Below are 16460 nucleotides of genomic sequence, written 5' to 3'. Positions count from 1 at the left end.
TGATGAATATGCCCGCAACTAAAGCCGCCGTCGTCAAGGCGCCGGAACAACCGAAAACCGCGATCTCGGCCCTTTGGCGTCCGGCGCTGGTGCAAGCGTTCGTCAAGCTCGACCCACGGCAATTGAAGCGTGCGCCGGTAATGCTGGTGGTCGAACTGACCGCGATTCTGACCACGGTGCTGTGCTTCATTCCCGACAACGCCGTGCCGACTTTCGTCGCCGCGCAAATCGCGTTGTGGCTGTGGTTCACCGTGTTGTTCGCCAACTTCGCCGAAGCGCTGGCCGAAGGTCGCGGCAAGGCCCGCGCCGACAGCCTCAAGGCCGGCAGCGAAGGCTTGAGTGCCCGGCGCAAAAACGCCAATGGCAGCTTTCAAGTGGTGCCGGCCACCAGCCTGCGCAAAGGTGATGTGGTGCGCGTCGAAGCGGGGGAGATGATCCCCGGTGACGGCGAGGTGATCGAAGGCATCGCGGCAGTCAACGAAGCGGCGATTACCGGTGAATCGGCGCCAGTGATTCGCGAATCCGGCGGCGACCGTTCGGCGGTCACCGGTAATACCCGACTGGTTTCTGATTGGCTGTTGGTGCGCATCACCGCCAACCCCGGCGAGTCGACCCTCGACCGCATGATCGCCCTGGTCGAAGGCGCCAAACGCCAGAAAACCCCGAACGAAGTGGCGCTGGATATTCTGCTGATCGGCTTGACCCTGATCTTCCTGGTGGTGGTGGTGACCCTGCAACCGTTCGCCCACTTCGCCAATGGCAACCTGCCGCTGGTGTTTCTGGTGGCGTTATTGGTCACGCTGATTCCGACCACTATCGGCGGTTTGTTGTCGGCCATCGGTATCGCCGGGATGGACCGTCTGGTGCGCCTGAACGTGATCGCCAAATCCGGACGCGCCGTGGAAGCGGCGGGGGACGTGCATGTCCTGTTGCTGGACAAGACTGGCACCATCACCTTCGGCAACCGTCGCTGCTCCGCGGTCTATGCCGCGCCTGGCGTTACCGCCAAAGAACTGGCCGAAGGCGCGTTGTTCGCCTCGCTGGCCGATGACACCGCTGAAGGCAAATCCATCGTCGAGTACCTGCGCGGTCTTCACCCGCAACCCGAGCCGTCCGCCGATGTGCTGACCGCCGTGCCGTTCAGCGCTGAAACCCGCTTGTCTGGTGTCGACTATCAAGGCCGGGTCTATCGCAAAGGTGCGGTGGATTCGCTGCTGACCTTCGTCGGCCTGAAACGCGCCGATCTGGCAGCGTCTCTATCCCGGGAAATCGACAAGATCGCTCAGAGTGGCGGCACGCCGTTGCTGGTGTGCGCTGACGGCAAATTGCTCGGTGTCATCCACCTCAAGGACGTAGTCAAGCCTGGCATCCGTGAGCGTTTCGCCGAACTGCGCAAGCTGGGGATTCGCACGGTCATGGTGACCGGCGACAACCCGCTGACCGCTGCGGCGATTGCTGCCGAAGCGGGCGTGGATGATGTGCTGGCCGAAGCCACACCGGAGAAAAAACTGGCGCGCATTCGTCACGAGCAGAACGACGGTCGGCTGGTCGCCATGTGCGGCGACGGTGCCAACGACGCCCCGGCCCTGGCCCAGGCGGACGTCGGCATGGCGATGAACGACGGCACACAAGCGGCGCGGGAAGCGGCGAATATGGTCGACCTCGACAGTGATCCGACCAAGCTGTTGGACGTGGTGCAGATCGGTAAGGAATTGCTGGTGACCCGCGGTGCGCTCACCACCTTTTCCATCGCCAACGACGTGGCCAAGTACTTCGCGATCCTGCCGGCGCTGTTCGCCTCGATCTACCCGCAACTGGGTGTGCTCAACGTCATGCACCTGAGCAGTCCGCAGAGCGCGATTCTGTCGGCGATTGTGTTCAACGCGTTGATCATTGTGGTGCTGATTCCGTTGGCGCTACGTGGTGTGCGAGTGCAGGCGGCGAGTGCGGCGGCGTTGCTGCGGCGCAATCTGCTGATCTATGGGCTGGGCGGGATTCTGGTGCCGTTCGTGGGCATCAAGGCGATCGATATGCTGCTGACGGCTTTGCATCTGGTTTGACCTGTGCGGTGCGCCTGCTGCCGCTATCGCGAGCAGGCTCGCTCCCACAAAGGCACCGCGTTCCCCTGTGGGAGCGAGCCTGCTCGCGATGAATGCGCCACGGTGCACCTGACTGAATGCTGTATTTGTTATCCGAATCGAGGATTGTGAAATGTCCACACTGATACGTCCGGCCCTGAGCCTGCTGATGCTGATGACCCTGATCACCGGCGTCGCTTATCCATTGGTGGTCACCGGCGTCGCCCAGGTCGCCTTCCCGAACCAGGCCAATGGCAGCCTGGTGCGCGACGCTGACGGCAAGGTTCGTGGCTCGTCGCTGATTGCCCAGGATTTCGTCGGCGACGCCTGGTTCCACTCTCGGCCATCGGCCGGTGCCTTTGCCACCGTGTCGAGCAGCGCCAGCAACCTCTCGCCAAGCAATCCGGCGCTGGCCACTCGGGTTATCGACGAGGCCAATAAATTGCAGGTGGCTGGCCAAGGTCCGGTGCCATTGGCCATGCTGACCACCTCCGGCAGCGGCCTCGATCCGCACTTGCCACCGGCCGCGATTGCCTATCAACTAGCGCGTGTTGCGGCGGCGCGCAATCTGCCGGTGTCTACGCTTGAGCAACTAATGGACGCGCACATCGAGCAGCCGTTGGTGGGGCCGTCGGTGGTGAATGTGTTGGCGCTGAATATGGCACTGCAAAAACTGTAGATCGGTGGTGGCGCCAATCGCGAGCAGGCTCGCTCCCACAGGGGATCTTCGTTGGCCACAAATTGTGCGCACGACAGCTATCTAATTGTGAGAGCGAGCCTGCTCGCGATGACGGCCTCGCAGGCACCACATAAACATCTGAAAAAAAGAGATTTCCAAGCATGAGCAACTCCGGCCGCGCCGACGCGCTGTTAGCAGACCTGCCCCGCGATGGCCGTGGCCGGCTCAAGGTGTTCCTTGGCGCAGCGCCGGGAGTGGGCAAAACCTACGCCATGCTGCAAGCCGCCCATACTCAACTGCGCCAAGGCGTGAAAGTCATGGCCGGGGTGGTCGAAACCCACGGTCGCGCCGAAACCGAAGCGCTACTGGCTGGCTTGCCGCAGCAGCCTTTGGTGCGCTCGGAATACCGCGGCGTGATGCTCGAAGAAATGGACCTCGACGGCTTGCTCGCCGCCAAACCGAAACTGGTGCTGGTGGACGAACTGGCCCACAGCAATGCCCCCGGCAGTCGTCACGCCAAACGCTGGCAAGACATCCAGGAACTGCTGGCCGCCGGCATCGACGTGTTCACCACGGTCAACGTCCAGCATCTGGAAAGCCTCAACGATCAGGTGCGCGGCATCACCGGCGTACAGGTGCGCGAAACCCTGCCGGACTGGGTGTTGCAAGAAGCCTACGAACTGCTGCTGATCGACCTGCCGCCGCGTGAGTTGCTGGAGCGTCTGCGCGACGGCAAAGTCTACGTGCCGGAACAGGCGAGGGCGGCCATCGATGCGTTCTTCACCCAGACCAACCTCACCGCCCTGCGCGAACTGGCGATGCAAACCGCAGCCGCTCAGATCGATAACGATCTGGCCCAGGGGTATCGCCAGTTGGGGCACACCGCGCCGGCCGTGCGCGGTCGTTTGCTGGTGGGCGTCGATGGCGATGCTCAGGCCGAGCGCCTGGTGCGTCACGCCAGTCGTGTCGCCCAGCGCCGGCATCTGCCGTGGAGTCTGGTGCATGTGGACAACGGCCGTGTGCGCGACGAGCAGTCGCGGCTGCGCCTGCAAAGCGCTCAGCAACTGGCCGAACGCCTCGGGGGCGAAGTGGTGTTGCTGCGCGCCGGTGAGGTGGCGAAAACGTTGATCCAGCACGCCGCCGAACGCCGCGCCAGCCTGGTGTTGGTGGGCCAGTCGCGCCAGCGTTTGCGACGGCGGTTGTTCGGCGGCGGTCTGGCGTCTCGTTTACTGCGCGATGCTCGCGGGCTGGAAATCAACGTGCTCGACAGCGATCAGGAACAGCATCAACCGCGCCAGCGCTCGGCGCAGTCGCTGGTCTGGTTCGACTACGCATTGGCGCTGGTAGCGACGGTGCTTGCCAGTGCCTTGGCCTGGGCGGTGTCGAGCGCCTTGCCGCTGCCCAACATCTCACTGGTGTTCCTCGCGGCAGTCTTGCTGGTGGCGGTGCGCAGCAGCCTCGGCCCGGCGCTGGCCTGTGCGGCACTGTCGTTTCTGACCTATGACTTTCTGTTCATTCCACCGACGTTCTCCTTCCGCATCCAGCGCGAAGAAGACGTACTGACTTTGCTGTTCTTCCTGCTGATGGCGGCTCTCACCGGCAACCTTGCGGCCCGGCAACGCCGGCAATTGCAGGCCTTGCGTGACACCCAGGAAGAGACCAGCGAACTGCTCGACCTGTCGCGCAAACTCACCGCCGCCACCGACCGTCAGGCCGTGATCAGCGCGGCGGCGCAGCACCTCAATGGCTGGACCGACCTGAAACTGTGCCTGCTCAACCGCGATGGCCAGAGCGGCTGGAAAGTCGAAACCGGCGGGCCACTGGAGTTTTCCGAAGCCGAGCGCGCTGCCGCCGATTGGGCCTGGCAACATGATCAACCGGCCGGCGCGGGCACCGGCACCTTGCCGTTCGGGCGCTGGTGGTGGTGGCCGTTGTCGGTGGACGACGGACCGTTGGCGCTGCTCGGTGTGTGTGCCAAAGAAGGTCAGACCCTGAGCGGCCAACGGCGACGCTTGTTGACTGCGCTGAGCCAACCGCTGGCCCAGGCGTTGGCGCGCGCGCAACTGGCCGATGACCTTGAGGCGGCGCGCTTGCATGGCGAAACCGAGCAACTGCGCAGCGCGCTGCTGGCCTCGGTGTCCCACGATTTGCGCACGCCGCTGACCTCCATGCGCGGCAGCATCGACAGTCTGTTAGCGCTGGGAGAGGCGATTCCGTTGGAGGACCGCCGCGAATTGCTCGAAGGTACTCGCGATGAAGCCGAGCGGCTGGATCGCTACATTCAAAACCTGCTGGACATGACTCGTCTCGGTCACGGCGCCCTGAAGCTGGCGCGGGACTGGGTATCGCCGGCAGACATCGTCGGCAGCTCGCTCAATCGTCTGCGCGCGGTGCTGGCGTCCCTGCAAGTCATTACTGAAGTGCCGGCCGAATTGCCGCTGCTCTATGTGCATGCCGCGTTGATCGAACAAGCACTGGTCAATGTGCTGGAAAACGCCGCGCGTTTCTCACCGCCTCGTGGGCGTCTTGAGTTGCGTGCCGGGGCCACTGACAGCGAACTGTTTTTTTCGGTGAGCGATGAGGGGCCGGGAATTCCGGAGGAGGAGCGGGCGAAGATTTTCGACATGTTTTACACCGCCGCTCGTGGCGATCGCGGCGGGCAGGGCACCGGGCTGGGGCTGGCGATCTGTCAGGGCATGGTCGGTGCCCATGGCGGGCGAATCAGCGTCGCCGACGGCATCGAAGGGCGCGGTACCTGCATCACCCTGCATTTGCCGTTGCAGACTCAGCCGGGTTTGGACAGTGAAGCCTGAGCTCACCTGCGCTACTCTCTTGCCACCTCTTTGTGTTGATGTGAATTCATGAGCCAGACCGCGACCATTTTGGTCATCGATGACGAACCACAGATTCGAAAATTCCTGCGCATCAGCCTCGTTTCCCAAGGCTACAAAGTGCTGGAGGCCGGCACCGGCACGGAAGGCCTGGCCCAGGCCGCGTTAAGCAAACCCGACTTGCTGGTGCTCGACCTTGGCCTGCCGGACATGGACGGCCAGCAGGTGCTGAGCGAGTTCCGCGAGTGGTCGACGGTGCCGGTATTGGTGCTTTCGGTGCGCGCCAGTGAAGGGCAGAAAGTCCAAGCCCTGGATGGTGGCGCCAACGACTACGTGACCAAGCCGTTCGGCATTCAGGAGTTTCTGGCCCGAGTGCGCGCCTTGCTGCGTCAGGCGCCGACGGGTGAGGCCCAGGAATCGGCGCTCAGCTTCGGTCCGCTCACTGTCGACCTGGCTTATCGTCGGGTGCTATTGGGCGGCGCCGAAGTGGCGCTGACGCGCAAGGAATATGCGGTACTGGCGCAACTGGCACGGCATCCGGGAAGGGTCATCACCCAGCAGCAATTGCTCAAGGACATCTGGGGGCCGACCCATACCGAAGACAGCCACTATCTGCGGATAGTGGTCGGACACCTGCGGCAGAAACTGGCGGATGATCCGACTCAGCCACGGTTTATCGTCACCGAAGCGGGGGTGGGGTATCGGTTGTTGAGTGAGGGTAGCCTTTAGGTTTTGTGTTGTTAGGGCGATTGCTTTCGCGGGCAAGCCTCGCTTCTACAGGGTTTGAGTCGGTCATACGTTTTGTGAGCGACATCAAACCGTAGGAGCGAGGCTTGCCCGCGAAGAGGCCCTCACATTCACTCGAGAACCTCAAGAATCCCGCTCATTCTCATACCGATCCAGCGTATCCCGCGCAATCTCGCGCCCCAATGCGATCAACTCCGGCGCTTTGTAGAACTCGAAAAACCGGCATACCCGCTTGGGCACGTTGATCAGGATATCCGGCGGATACCCGGCAATCTTGTATTGCGCCAATGACGTCTGCATCACCTCGAAGCTCTGGTTGATCAGGTCCAGCAAGGATGCCGGGCCGACGTTGTCGATGATGAACGACCCGGTGGCGGATTTCGGTGCGCCGTTGCTTTCCGGGGCCGCCGCCGGTTGCTGGCCTTCGGGCTCGGCGGATTCGATCCACGGATTGATGTCGGCCGCTTCGGCCATCAACGCTTCCTTTTCCAGCAGCAGCAATTGTTCGGCCTGTTTGCGGCGGAAGGGCATTTTCGAGCCCAGCGAGTTGATCAGGCTGTCGAAGCGGGTCTTGAACGCCGCCGGGCGCTGGATCACCGGCAGTTGATAGTGACGCTGGTTGGTGGAGTTGAGATTGACCGCGATGATCAGGTCGCAATGGCTCGACACCACCGGCACAATCGGTAACGGGTTGAGGATACCGCCGTCCACCAGCATTCGATTGCCCTGCATCACCGGCGTGAACAGGCTGGGGATTGCCGCCGAGGCCCGCATGGCCTGGTGCAGGCAGCCTTCCTGGAACCAGATTTCCTGTTGGTTGGTCAGGTCCGTGGCCACGGCCGTGTAGGGAATGCGCAGGTCTTCGATGTTGATCTCGCCGACGATCTTGCGGATCTGCCCGAAGACCTTTTCCCCGCGAATCGCGCCCAGGCGAAAACTGACGTCCACCAGACGCAAGACGTCGAGGTAATCCAGGCTCTCGATCCAGTCGCGATAATCCTTGAGCTTACCGGCGGCATAGATCCCGCCGACCACTGCGCCCATGGAGCAACCGGCGATGCAGGCGATGTCGTAGCCGCGCCGTTCGATCTCTTCAATGACGCCGATATGGGCGTAGCCCCGGGCGCCACCCGAGCCCAACACCAGTGCGACACGCTTTTTCATGAATCGACCTCTCTGACAAGGTTCAACAATGCACCTATCGAGGGGCAGGCTTCAATCGCTATGGTCGTTCGGCGGGGCCAATGCGTCGTTTTTTGACACACCGGGAAGCCGAATGGGTATTCTCGCGGGCGCTGTGATTTCCACGGCGGGTTTCCACTGCGGCCCAAGGCACTTTTCACGCGCCAGACCGTCTTACGTGCATGACTGTTTACCTATCTTTGAGGTGTGAGTGATGAAAGCCTGGATCTGTGTGCCGTTGATTGCCTTGGCGCTCGCCGGTTGTGCCGGTAAAACCGCTTACCGTGACAGCTGCGACAGCCAGCTCGACGCCGCCTGGCGCGAACTGGATCTGGCCAAGGTCGAGGGCTTCGCCGGCACTGTCAGTTACTCCAAGGCCCTGTCATTGCTGACCGGCGCCAAGACCCAACAGCAATTCGAAGCATTCGAGGGCTGTACCAAGAAGGCCGAGAAGGCGCGCTTCTACATTCGTGAGTCTCGCGCCGGCCGCTGAAGCATGCTATAGCCAATGAGGGAAATCGATTCAGGGAGCAAGCGATGTCTGCCTTGGTTGATCGGTTGGTGGCTCATGTCCTGAGCCTGGACATTCGCCTGCTCGCCTGTCAGGCACGCTTGAGTGCCCACACCGACTCTGAAGCGCTGCACGATCTACGCACCACCGTGCGGCGTTTGCGCAGCTTGCTGCGGCCCTTGCGCGGTTTGCCCGGGGTCGAGCAACTGGAAGCGGCGGCATCCCGGGTCGGTGACCTGACTACGCCGTTGCGCGATCGCGAAGTGCTGGCGGCGTACCTGCTCCAGCACAATCAGCCCGAGGCCGCGCATCGGCGCATGGCACGGATGGCCGAGGCTTATCCCATCGTGGCGGCGAGCCCGGAGGTGGCGCAGATGCTGATGATCCTCGACGCCTTTCCGCGTTTCCTGCGGGCTTCCCAGCGTCAGGGCCTGCTCAAGGGCTTGCGCAAGCGCATCGAAAAACGCCTGGGCAAACAATGGAAGAAACTCGACCAGGCCCTGCATGACCCCGCCCATGACCGACATCGCCTGCGCCTGCTGATCAAGCGCGTGCGCTATGGCATCGAAGCCTACCCCGAACTGGATCGCTTGCCGGAAGCGGCCCTGCCCAACCTGAAATCGGCGCAGTCCGCTTTGGGCGATTGGCACGACAGCTGGCAGTGGCTGGACCGCGCCAAAGAAGAGCCCGATTTGCAGCCCTGTGTCGCGGTCTGGAAAACCACTTTGGCCAAGGCTGAAGAGAACGCCGACCGCGTCCTCGACAAACTCAGCGCCGCCTGCTTCAAATCCTGAACACCCACCGTCCCGTAGGAGCTGCCGAAGGCTGCGATCTTTTGATTTTCAGCGTAAGTGATGACGCTAAAGATCAAAAGATCGCAGCCTTCGGCAGCTCCTACGGGGTGGTGGTGTTATCCGGCTCATCTGTCAGCGATTTTGGCCGGATTAAGCGCTGTATCGGCTTTGCGGGCTGGTTAAGATCATTCCATCCATTTTTTCCGTCTCTGGGGGTTCCCATGCACTTTTCCGATCTGCTCGACGCTGTCCGCAGTCAGCCGCAGGAGTTGTCTATTCCGGCCGAGTGGGGTCAGGGGCGGGCGAGCTTTGGTGGGCTGATTGCCGCCTTGCAATACGAAGCCATGCGCGCAAAAGTCCCGGCGGATCGTCCGGTGCGTTCGCTGGCAATCACCTTTGTCGGCCCGGTCGAACCCGATGTGCCGGTCAGTTTTGAAGTCGATGTGCTGCGCGAAGGCAAAGCCGTCAGCCAGGTGCTGGGCCGGGCGATGCAGAAAGGGCAAGTGGTGACGTTGGTCCAGGGCAGCTTCGGCGCCTCGCGACCTTCCGAAGTGGCGGTCACGGCCAACGCTGCGCCTGAGATGAAGCACTGGGACGACTGCCAGGAAATGCCCTATATCAAAGGGGTGACCCCGGAATTCATGCGTCATTTGGCAATGCGCTGGAGCATCGGCGGCCTGCCGTTCACCGGCAACACCTCCCGTGATATGGGAGGTTGGGTGCGCTTGCGTGGAGAAGGGAAGGACGAGGTGGTCAGCGAGGCGCATATTCTGGCGCTGGTCGACGCCTGGCCACCGTCCTTGTTGTCGCATCTGAAGAAACCGGCGGCAGGCAGCACGCTGACCTGGACCATCGAATTCGTCCAGCCGTTGCTCGCGTTGAGCACGCTGGATTGGTGCAAGTACCTGGTGGAAATCGAGTATGCCGCTGACGGCTACGGGCACGCCGCCGCAAAACTGTGGAGCGAAGACGGTCAGTTGATCGCGATGAGCCGGCAGACAGTCACGATTTTTGCGTGACGGCAATGGCGTTCACGCCAATCGGTGACCGTGATGCTGCAGGCCCACGGCGGCAATCAGGCTGATGACACCGATTGCGATGCTCGCCAGATCCAGGCTGAACACCCCCGAGATCATCAGTAAAGACCCCACGATGAACAGCGGCACGGCAATCTGGTGCAGCACCAGATTGGTCGGGTGCTGCTGTTTATGCGGGTACGTTCGCCATTGCCAGGCGGGAAGGTTGGGATGACGTTTGCCCATGATGTTTATCCTTTATTCGTGAGGCGCTTGAGTAAAGAATAGGCCTGGAAAAAGCCGTCGGCGAATCAAGGCTGGCTATCGACATGATAGGTGTGATGGTCAAAAAAGATCGCAGCCTTGGGCAGCTCCTACGCCGATCACGGTCCCCCGTAGGAGCTGCCGCAGGCTGCGATCTTTTAGCGATCTCTAAAGCTTGAGCTGCCCGATGGCCTTGTTCAACTCTCCTGCCAACATCGCCAGCTCATTGCTGGTAATCGCCGAATTCACGGTCTGCTGCACGGTGTTTTCGGTCACATCGCGAATGCTCACCACCGCCCGATTCATTTCCTCCGCCACATGGCTCTGCTGCTCGGCTGCGACCGCGATCTGCGTATTGCTTTCACGCATCTGCGCCACCGCACCGGTGATTTCGGCCAGGGCCACACTGGCTTCCTGAGCCTGCTGCATGCAGTCGTCGGCCTTGAACGAGCTTTCCTGCATGAAGTCCACGGCGTCCCGAGTGCCGGCCTGCAGCGCTGAAACCATGGTGGTGATCTCGTCGGTGGACGCCTGGACTCGCTTGGCCAGGTTACGCACCTCATCGGCGACCACCGCAAACCCGCGGCCCATTTCACCGGCCCGGGCGGCTTCGATGGCGGCGTTAAGGGCCAGCAGGTTGGTTTGTTCGGCGATGCTGTGGATCACGCTGACCACGCCGTTGATCTTCTGGCTGTCCTCGGCTAGACGCTGAATCATCTCGGCCGTTTGCTGCACGCCGGTGGACAACCCGCCAATCGATTTCTGCACCCGAGTGACCACTTCCTGGCCACTGCCGGCCAAGGTGTCGGCGGTTTGCGATAGGTCGCGGGTGGCGCTGGCGTGTTGGGCGATGTGATGGACCGTGGCAGTCATTTCGTTGATCGCCGTGGCGGCCTGATCGGTTTCGCTTTGCTGACCGAGCATGCCGTGACGCACCTCGTTCATGCTCGAGGCCAGCCGCGCGGCGCCCACATCCAGTTGCCGGGCGGTGTTGGCGACGGTGTTGACCACCCGCTGGTAACCGGCCTGCATGGCATTGAAGGCGGTGGCCATCTGCCCGACTTCATCCTTGCAAGCCAGTGGCACACGGGCCGACAGGTCGCCGGTTTTCTCGACGTGGAGCATCACGTCTTTCAACGTGTTGAGCTGGCTGAGCAGGAAGCGGATCAACAGTTGCGACGCGCCGAGCATCGCCAGCATCAGAATGAACACCGCTACCGCATAGTGGGTGAAGCGCTCGCCGAACACCTGGCTCAGGCTCGGGCCATAGGCAATCACCGCGATCTGTTGACCGTCGGGGCGAGTGAATACCTCGGCGCCCATCAATGGGTTTTCACCGAACAGTGGCATAGCGTTGATCTCGACCCAACCATTGGCATCGGTCAGCTCCAGCACCGGTTGCCCGTTCAGCAACGGCGCCTGCCCGCGATTGAAGGTCAGCAGGTGATCGGCCTTGGGCAGCGGCTGCCCGGCAGGCCAGGCATTGAGCAATCGCGCCTGGGCCTGGGCCGACGCTTGGGCGGCGTGGCTGCGGGCTTGTTGCTCAAGTTGCACGGCGTACAGCACCAGCAACAGGGTAGTGACGAAGGCGACGGCGTTGACCGCCCAGAATTTATATTTCAGCGAGATGTTGCTAAGCCAGGCACCCATGGAGGTCTTCTCTGATAGCGGAAACAGTTTTGGCAAGGTGCCAGCATTGTGCCGCTATGCAGGGAGGCTGAATTTGATGTGAGTCAACAGATTCTGTGTTGTATGAAAAGATCGCAGCCTTCGGCAGCTCCTACAGAGGAATGCGATCCATGTAGGAGCTGCCGAAGGCTGCGATCTTTTCAGGCGTTACGCTAACTCAGGCAATCCGAAAAATGCCCGCGCGCAGGCCGTGCTGTGAGCAGCCAAATCTTCCACCGTCTCCCCACGATGCAACGCCACCTCACGCAACACTTCAGTCAGATACGCCGGCTCGTTGCGCCCGTTCTTCGGCTTGGGACGCAGACTGCGCGGCAACAAATACGGTGCATCGCTCTCCAGCATCAGGCGCCCGCGTTTAATCTCTTTGACCAACGGGTGCAGGTGCGTACCGCGGCGTTCATCGCAGATCCAGCCAGTGATGCCGATGTGCAAATCCAGATCGAGGTAGCTGAACAACGCCTTTTTTTCACCGGTGAAGCAGTGCACCACGGCGGCCGGTAACTGGTCGCGGTAATCACGCAGGATCTCCAGCAATCGTTGGCTGGCATCGCGCTCATGCAGGAACACCGGCAATTGCAGCTCGATCGCCATCTCCAGATGTTCTTCCAGAACTTTTTCCTGTTGCGGTCGGGGTGAGAAATCACGATTGAAATCGAGGCCGCATTCACCCACGGCCACCACGTTTGGCTCCTTGAGCAAACTGCGCAGACGCTGAGCGCTATCGGCGTTCCAGTCGCTGGCCGAGTGCGGGTGAATACCGGCCGTGGCGAACAGCCGTTGAGCGCTTTCGTCCAGTTGCTGGCACAGCTCCAGAGCCTGTTCGCTGCCCTCGACGCTGGTCCCGGTGAGCACCAGTTGGCAGACCCCGGCAGCATAGGCACGGTCGAGTACAGCCTGGTGTTTGTCGGCGAAACTGGGGTTGGTCAGGTTGACGCCGATATCGATGAGTTGCATGGTGCTACCTCGGACCAAAGACCGGAAAGAATATCAGAGCTGTAGATTTATAAGAAAAGCCAAGAACTACAACGAGTTAAAGCTGTCTGTTGAGGCCGCGAGACAGGTCGGGGTTGGTGGAATTGCCATCACTGTGCCACTCTCACGCACTTTGCCAGCGCTTCAGGCGCTCTGTTTCTGTCGCTCGACGTCATGAAATCATCCATGAGTCGACCAGTATTCTTTCCGGAGAGTGGATGATTCGTCCCTCGGTTTTGTTACTGCTGTGTTGTTCGTTGCTGCTGCCCATGCCGGCGGTTGCGCGCTTGGCCGGGCCGTTGCAAGCCGTGCCCGCGGCCAAGGTCCGCGACCTGGCGGAAATTCGCAGCAGTCGCGTGTTGCGGGTATTGGTCAACCAGAGCCGCAACAGCTCCGGTGAAGTCCAGGGCCAGGCCATTGGCGTCGAATATCACCGCCTGCGCGCTTTCGAACAATACCTCAATGGCCATGCCCGCGATGGCCAGGAAATCACCCTCAAGATCATTCCCAAAGCCAAGGATCAACTGCTCGGCGCGTTGCAGCGCGGGGAGGGTGATCTGGTGGCGCCAGGGGAGTTACTCGACCCGCAACCGGGCCTCGCCGTCAGCACCAGCCAACCGATTGCCAGCAATGTGCCGTTGCTGCTGGTGGGGATCAAAGGCGAACGACGTTACACCCGTCTCGAGCAACTCTCGGGCAAAACCCTCGCGCTGCCCACGGGCAGTGCCGCCGGTGATGCGGTCAGTCAGATCAATCAGAAGCTCGCGCTGCACAAGCTGCCGCCGGTGAAAATCGAGTGGGTCGATCCAAGCCTGGCGGTCGAGGACGTGCTGGAAATGGTCCAGGGCGGGATCTTTCATCTGACGATCGTCGAGCAACCGATTGCCGAGCGCTGGGGCAAAATCTTGCCCAAGTTGCGCTTCGATAGGCAGGTCCTTATCAGCGAGCCGGGCGAGGAATACTGGTTCGTGCGCCGCGACGCCTCAATGCTGCGTTCGAGCATCGATCGCTTTTTGACCACCTACAAGAAGCCGTCGGACCAGGATGCTGCGTTCCTGCGGATCTACAGGCGCCTGTATCAAGTGCACTATCCCTTGGCCAAGGCCGATCGGCAGCGCCTGGAAAAACTTCGACCAGTGCTGCAAAAACACGCTGAAGCCCAAGGCATGGACTGGCTGAACCTGGCAGCGCTGGCCTTCAAGGAGTCGGCGCTGCAACCCAACGCCAGAAGCGGCAGTGGCCCCACCGGCCTGATGCAAATCACCCCGTCCGCGGCGCAACGGGTTGGCGTCAGTAATATTCAAAACCTCGACGCCAATGTGCAGGCCGGGTCCAAGTACCTGGCGATGATCCGCCGCAAGTTTTTTGCCAGCCCCAAACTCAACGAGCGCGAGCGTATGGCGTTCGTGCTGGCGGCCTACAACATGGGGCCGGAGCGGGTTCAAGGCATGCGCGCCGAAGCCCGGCGGCGCGGCTTGAATCCTGACCAGTGGTTTTTCCAGGTCGAGCGCATCGCCATGGAGCAGGTGGGAATGGGGGCTGTCAGCTATGTTAATAGCGTGAACAAGTATTACTTGGCGTTCGATCGGGAGCGGGAGTCGTTGGAGCCCCAGGGGCAAAAAGTGGCCTCACGGAAATGATTGACTAATCTGATTGTTATGGTGCGTTTTTTGCGCTTTTAACATGAGTTTTACTGATTAATATAGCGGCCAACCAACACACACTCACAATGGATGACACAGCATGAGCACACTGATCAACAAGGTACTGTTCACTCGCGCGGGCTACGGTCTGACGATTCTGCGGATTTTCGTCGGCATCATCTTCGCGGCCCATGGCTCACAAAAACTCTTTGGGGCATTCGGCGGCTACGGCATTGCCGGCACCGCGCAGTACATGGAAAGCATCGGGCTGGCACCCGGTCACCTGATGGCGATCCTGGCGGGTGGTACCGAGTTCTTCGGCGGTCTGGCGCTGATCATCGGCCTGCTGGTACGCCCGGCAGCACTGGGGCTGACCTTCCTCGCGCTGGTGGCTATTTTCACGGTGCACATCAGCAACGGTCTGTTCATGGCCAACAACGGTTATGAATTCGCCCTGGCTTTGCTCGGTGGCAGCCTCGCGGTGCTGATCGAAGGTGCAGGCAAGCTGTCGGTCGACCGCGCCATCACCAACTGACTGCCCTGGCTCAACGAAAAGGCCTGCATTGTGCGACGCACTGTGCAGGCCTTTTTTGTTGCGGGTGATTCTTGACACTGTCCGGTCAGCTTCTCTAGGATGCTGCCCATGCGCCGATTTAAACAGCTACTTGCGGGGCGCCAGGTGACTTATTCAGTTGCCGATAGAAGCTTGAAACAGGCTTCGAAATACCGCTAAAGCGCTGGTTCGGTGTTGCCTCTCACCTGCCATGCAGACTTTTGAGGCAGAGACACGACCCAATGAATGCATTAAGCCTCGTTATACGCCCCGCGCCGATCACGGCACACCTCACCCAGCGCAATCCAAAAATCCTGCTTGGTGGTAAACATCAGCCAACTTTGTTGCGTTACCTCGATGGCTGGCCACGTCGCACCGGTGGGCCTGCTGCCTTCCTGATTCAGTTTGTCCACGACGGCGAGTCACTGGCACGGTTTGCCAACGACAGCTTCGATCTGGCGGTGATTCTGGCACCCAACGCCGAGGATGCGCCGGAAGTGATCAGGCAGCTGACTCGCGTGGCTCGCCAAGGGCTGATTACCCGCCGTTGAGATTCAGAGCGCTGCGGCTCAAAAATAGTCGATCGCCACGGTTTATACGCATTGTCCACCGGTGGGTGTCTGGACTCGCACTTCGGCGTCCAGTGCCTTGCCGATCAAGGCGCGGGCCAGCGATGAGAGTCGATGCTGATCAGGTTCAGTTTCAAGTCCAGCTCATCCAGCTTCCCTCCACCGTTTGTCCCCCCTTGATCAGGAAGCTTGCAGCCGAAAGATTTGTTGAGCTATTGGTCGTATCTGATCTTTTATTCTTATTATTTGGTCTCAATGGGTCAATTTTGACCATTAATATAATAAATTCCATATCGTGATATTTACTCAAATGGTCAAAATAGACCCTTTGTTTGATATTATTCTTCATAGTGGGTCAATAATGACCAATAGTGCGTTCGGAGAAGGCTATGTCACTTATGCATTTTTTGTACAGCCCAGCGGAAATCGCACGCGAACTGGGGAAAAATGCCGAATCGTTGCGCTTGTCCAGGAACCTTTCTCGCAAAACCTTGGCTGCGCAATCCGGAGTGTCTGAATCCTCCATCAAGCGGTTCGAACACTCAGGCTCGATCACCCTTGAGTCCATGATTCTCCTGGCCACGGCGCTCGATGAGCTAACGCCGGTGATGAGTCTTTTCAAACCCTCGCATCCAGGCTCAATCGACGAGCTAAAAAACCTTAAGCGTAAACGAGGCACCAAATGAGCTCGCCTATCCCCAAATTCAAGCCCACCGAATCGCTCACCGTCACTGCTAATGGCGTAATGGTTGGCGAATTGAGCCGGGTCGAGGGGAAAGGTATCTACTTTGTGTACGGCAAAGAATGGCTGGCCAAGGGGTTCGACCTTTCTCCCCTGACAATGACATTCGATGACAAGCCGCAGCTCGCTCGTGAAAGTCGTTTGTTCAAGGCGAGCAAGCGTATGCGGTGATGGCCAGAAAGGCTGGGGT

15 protein-coding genes and 2 pseudogenes are annotated in these 16460 nt (G+C 60.5%); 12 read left to right on the top strand and 5 right to left on the bottom strand.

Features of this window, described 5'->3' with window-relative positions; all coding sequences use genetic code 11:
- The first annotated feature begins 2 nt into the window (after positions 1-2).
- The 4 genes from kdpB (at position 3) to ACYZT2_RS20535 (ending at position 6317) form a co-directional block, all read left to right on the top strand.
- Entirely contained in the window at positions 3-2060 is a 2058-nt protein-coding gene (gene kdpB, locus ACYZT2_RS20550; RefSeq protein WP_461966867.1) for a potassium-transporting ATPase subunit KdpB, read from the top strand.
- Positions 2061-2211: 151 nt separating this feature from the next.
- The gene (gene kdpC / locus ACYZT2_RS20545) at positions 2212-2757 is read left to right on the top strand and encodes a potassium-transporting ATPase subunit KdpC (RefSeq protein WP_461966865.1); all 546 of its coding nucleotides are present in this window, start codon (positions 2212-2214) and stop codon (positions 2755-2757) included.
- 161 nt (positions 2758-2918) lie between these two features.
- Complete coding sequence (locus tag ACYZT2_RS20540; protein ID WP_461966863.1) at positions 2919-5570, top strand: DUF4118 domain-containing protein; 2652 nt, start codon at positions 2919-2921, stop codon at positions 5568-5570.
- 48 nt (positions 5571-5618) lie between these two features.
- Entirely contained in the window at positions 5619-6317 is a 699-nt protein-coding gene (locus ACYZT2_RS20535) for a response regulator (protein WP_461966861.1), read from the top strand.
- 141 nt (positions 6318-6458) lie between these two features.
- On the opposite strand, the gene ACYZT2_RS20530 is transcribed toward ACYZT2_RS20535, so the two are convergent.
- Positions 6459-7499, bottom strand: a complete 1041-nt coding sequence (locus ACYZT2_RS20530; protein ID WP_461966859.1) for a patatin-like phospholipase family protein — start codon at positions 7497-7499, stop codon at positions 6459-6461.
- A gap of 232 nt (positions 7500-7731) precedes the next feature.
- On the opposite strand from ACYZT2_RS20530, the gene ACYZT2_RS20525 reads away from it, so the two are divergent.
- The 3 genes from ACYZT2_RS20525 to ACYZT2_RS20515 all read left to right on the top strand — a co-directional run bounded on the left by ACYZT2_RS20525 (position 7732) and on the right by ACYZT2_RS20515 (position 9841).
- Complete coding sequence (locus tag ACYZT2_RS20525) at positions 7732-8010, top strand: hypothetical protein (protein WP_461963161.1); 279 nt, start codon at positions 7732-7734, stop codon at positions 8008-8010.
- Positions 8011-8054: 44 nt separating this feature from the next.
- Positions 8055-8822, top strand: a complete 768-nt coding sequence (locus tag ACYZT2_RS20520) for a CHAD domain-containing protein (protein ID WP_461966857.1) — start codon at positions 8055-8057, stop codon at positions 8820-8822.
- A gap of 221 nt (positions 8823-9043) precedes the next feature.
- Positions 9044-9841, top strand: a complete 798-nt coding sequence (locus ACYZT2_RS20515; protein WP_461966855.1) for an acyl-CoA thioesterase — start codon at positions 9044-9046, stop codon at positions 9839-9841.
- Positions 9842-9859: 18 nt separating this feature from the next.
- On the opposite strand, the pseudogene ACYZT2_RS20510 reads toward ACYZT2_RS20515, so the two are convergent.
- From ACYZT2_RS20510 to ACYZT2_RS20500, 3 genes and pseudogenes are all read right to left on the bottom strand, one after another.
- Positions 9860-10084, bottom strand: a pseudogene (locus tag ACYZT2_RS20510) (terminase); the annotation flags it as partial.
- Positions 10085-10270: 186 nt separating this feature from the next.
- Positions 10271-11752, bottom strand: a complete 1482-nt coding sequence (locus tag ACYZT2_RS20505) for a methyl-accepting chemotaxis protein (RefSeq protein WP_461966853.1) — start codon at positions 11750-11752, stop codon at positions 10271-10273.
- Between the two features lie 186 nt (positions 11753-11938).
- A complete protein-coding gene (locus tag ACYZT2_RS20500) occupies positions 11939-12745 on the bottom strand; it encodes a TatD family hydrolase (RefSeq protein ID WP_461966851.1) in 807 nt (268 codons plus the stop codon).
- 236 nt (positions 12746-12981) lie between these two features.
- Here ACYZT2_RS20500 and ACYZT2_RS20495 point away from each other — a divergent pair, with 236 nt between their 5' ends.
- The 3 genes from ACYZT2_RS20495 to ACYZT2_RS20485 all read left to right on the top strand — a co-directional run bounded on the left by ACYZT2_RS20495 (position 12982) and on the right by ACYZT2_RS20485 (position 15510).
- Positions 12982-14403 (top strand): MltF family protein, encoded by a 1422-nt coding sequence (locus tag ACYZT2_RS20495; protein ID WP_461966849.1) that lies wholly within the window; start codon positions 12982-12984, stop codon positions 14401-14403.
- Positions 14404-14506: 103 nt separating this feature from the next.
- Positions 14507-14941 carry a DoxX family protein gene (locus tag ACYZT2_RS20490; RefSeq protein ID WP_461966847.1) on the top strand — a complete coding sequence of 145 codons (435 nt, stop codon included), beginning with the start codon at positions 14507-14509 and terminating at the stop codon, positions 14939-14941.
- Between the two features lie 260 nt (positions 14942-15201).
- Positions 15202-15510 (top strand): class I SAM-dependent methyltransferase, encoded by a 309-nt coding sequence (locus ACYZT2_RS20485; protein WP_461966845.1) that lies wholly within the window; start codon positions 15202-15204, stop codon positions 15508-15510.
- A 42-nt stretch (positions 15511-15552) separates the two neighbouring features.
- On the opposite strand, the pseudogene ACYZT2_RS20480 reads toward ACYZT2_RS20485, so the two are convergent.
- Positions 15553-15677: pseudogene (locus tag ACYZT2_RS20480) on the bottom strand (GreA/GreB family elongation factor); the annotation flags it as partial.
- Between the two features lie 240 nt (positions 15678-15917).
- On the opposite strand from ACYZT2_RS20480, the gene ACYZT2_RS20475 reads away from it, so the two are divergent.
- Together ACYZT2_RS20475 and ACYZT2_RS20470 are read left to right on the top strand one after the other, a co-directional pair.
- Positions 15918-16214, top strand: a complete 297-nt coding sequence (locus ACYZT2_RS20475) for a helix-turn-helix domain-containing protein (protein ID WP_461966843.1) — start codon at positions 15918-15920, stop codon at positions 16212-16214.
- Positions 16211-16441 carry a HipA N-terminal domain-containing protein gene (locus tag ACYZT2_RS20470; protein ID WP_461966841.1) on the top strand — a complete coding sequence of 77 codons (231 nt, stop codon included), beginning with the start codon at positions 16211-16213 and terminating at the stop codon, positions 16439-16441. The genes ACYZT2_RS20475 and ACYZT2_RS20470 overlap by 4 nt, the downstream gene beginning before the upstream one ends.
- Positions 16442-16460: the final 19 nt, after the last annotated feature.

It is taken from the genome of Pseudomonas sp. MDT1-85 (genome assembly GCF_054898065.1).
Note: the sequence above shows the minus strand (reverse complement) of the source record. Positions and strands in the feature narration are given on the sequence as shown.

What these genes read in the sequence shown, in the direction of transcription:
- ACYZT2_RS20530 (WP_461966859.1), bottom strand. Translation starts at nt 7,499, where the DNA reads ATGAAAAAGCGTGTCGCACTGGTGTTGGGCTCGGGTGGCGCCCGGGGC.
- ACYZT2_RS20495 (WP_461966849.1), top strand. Translation starts at nt 12,982, where the DNA reads ATGATTCGTCCCTCGGTTTTGTTACTGCTGTGTTGTTCGTTGCTGCTG.
- ACYZT2_RS20525 (WP_461963161.1), top strand. Translation starts at nt 7,732, where the DNA reads ATGAAAGCCTGGATCTGTGTGCCGTTGATTGCCTTGGCGCTCGCCGGT.
- ACYZT2_RS20485 (WP_461966845.1), top strand. Translation starts at nt 15,202, where the DNA reads ATGAATGCATTAAGCCTCGTTATACGCCCCGCGCCGATCACGGCACAC.
- kdpC (WP_461966865.1), top strand. Translation starts at nt 2,212, where the DNA reads ATGTCCACACTGATACGTCCGGCCCTGAGCCTGCTGATGCTGATGACC.
- ACYZT2_RS20505 (WP_461966853.1), bottom strand. Translation starts at nt 11,752, where the DNA reads ATGGGTGCCTGGCTTAGCAACATCTCGCTGAAATATAAATTCTGGGCG.
- ACYZT2_RS20470 (WP_461966841.1), top strand. Translation starts at nt 16,211, where the DNA reads ATGAGCTCGCCTATCCCCAAATTCAAGCCCACCGAATCGCTCACCGTC.
- kdpB (WP_461966867.1), top strand. Translation starts at nt 3, where the DNA reads ATGAATATGCCCGCAACTAAAGCCGCCGTCGTCAAGGCGCCGGAACAA.
- ACYZT2_RS20490 (WP_461966847.1), top strand. Translation starts at nt 14,507, where the DNA reads ATGAGCACACTGATCAACAAGGTACTGTTCACTCGCGCGGGCTACGGT.
- ACYZT2_RS20520 (WP_461966857.1), top strand. Translation starts at nt 8,055, where the DNA reads ATGTCTGCCTTGGTTGATCGGTTGGTGGCTCATGTCCTGAGCCTGGAC.
- ACYZT2_RS20540 (WP_461966863.1), top strand. Translation starts at nt 2,919, where the DNA reads ATGAGCAACTCCGGCCGCGCCGACGCGCTGTTAGCAGACCTGCCCCGC.
- ACYZT2_RS20475 (WP_461966843.1), top strand. Translation starts at nt 15,918, where the DNA reads ATGTCACTTATGCATTTTTTGTACAGCCCAGCGGAAATCGCACGCGAA.
- ACYZT2_RS20515 (WP_461966855.1), top strand. Translation starts at nt 9,044, where the DNA reads ATGCACTTTTCCGATCTGCTCGACGCTGTCCGCAGTCAGCCGCAGGAG.
- ACYZT2_RS20535 (WP_461966861.1), top strand. Translation starts at nt 5,619, where the DNA reads ATGAGCCAGACCGCGACCATTTTGGTCATCGATGACGAACCACAGATT.
- ACYZT2_RS20500 (WP_461966851.1), bottom strand. Translation starts at nt 12,745, where the DNA reads ATGCAACTCATCGATATCGGCGTCAACCTGACCAACCCCAGTTTCGCC.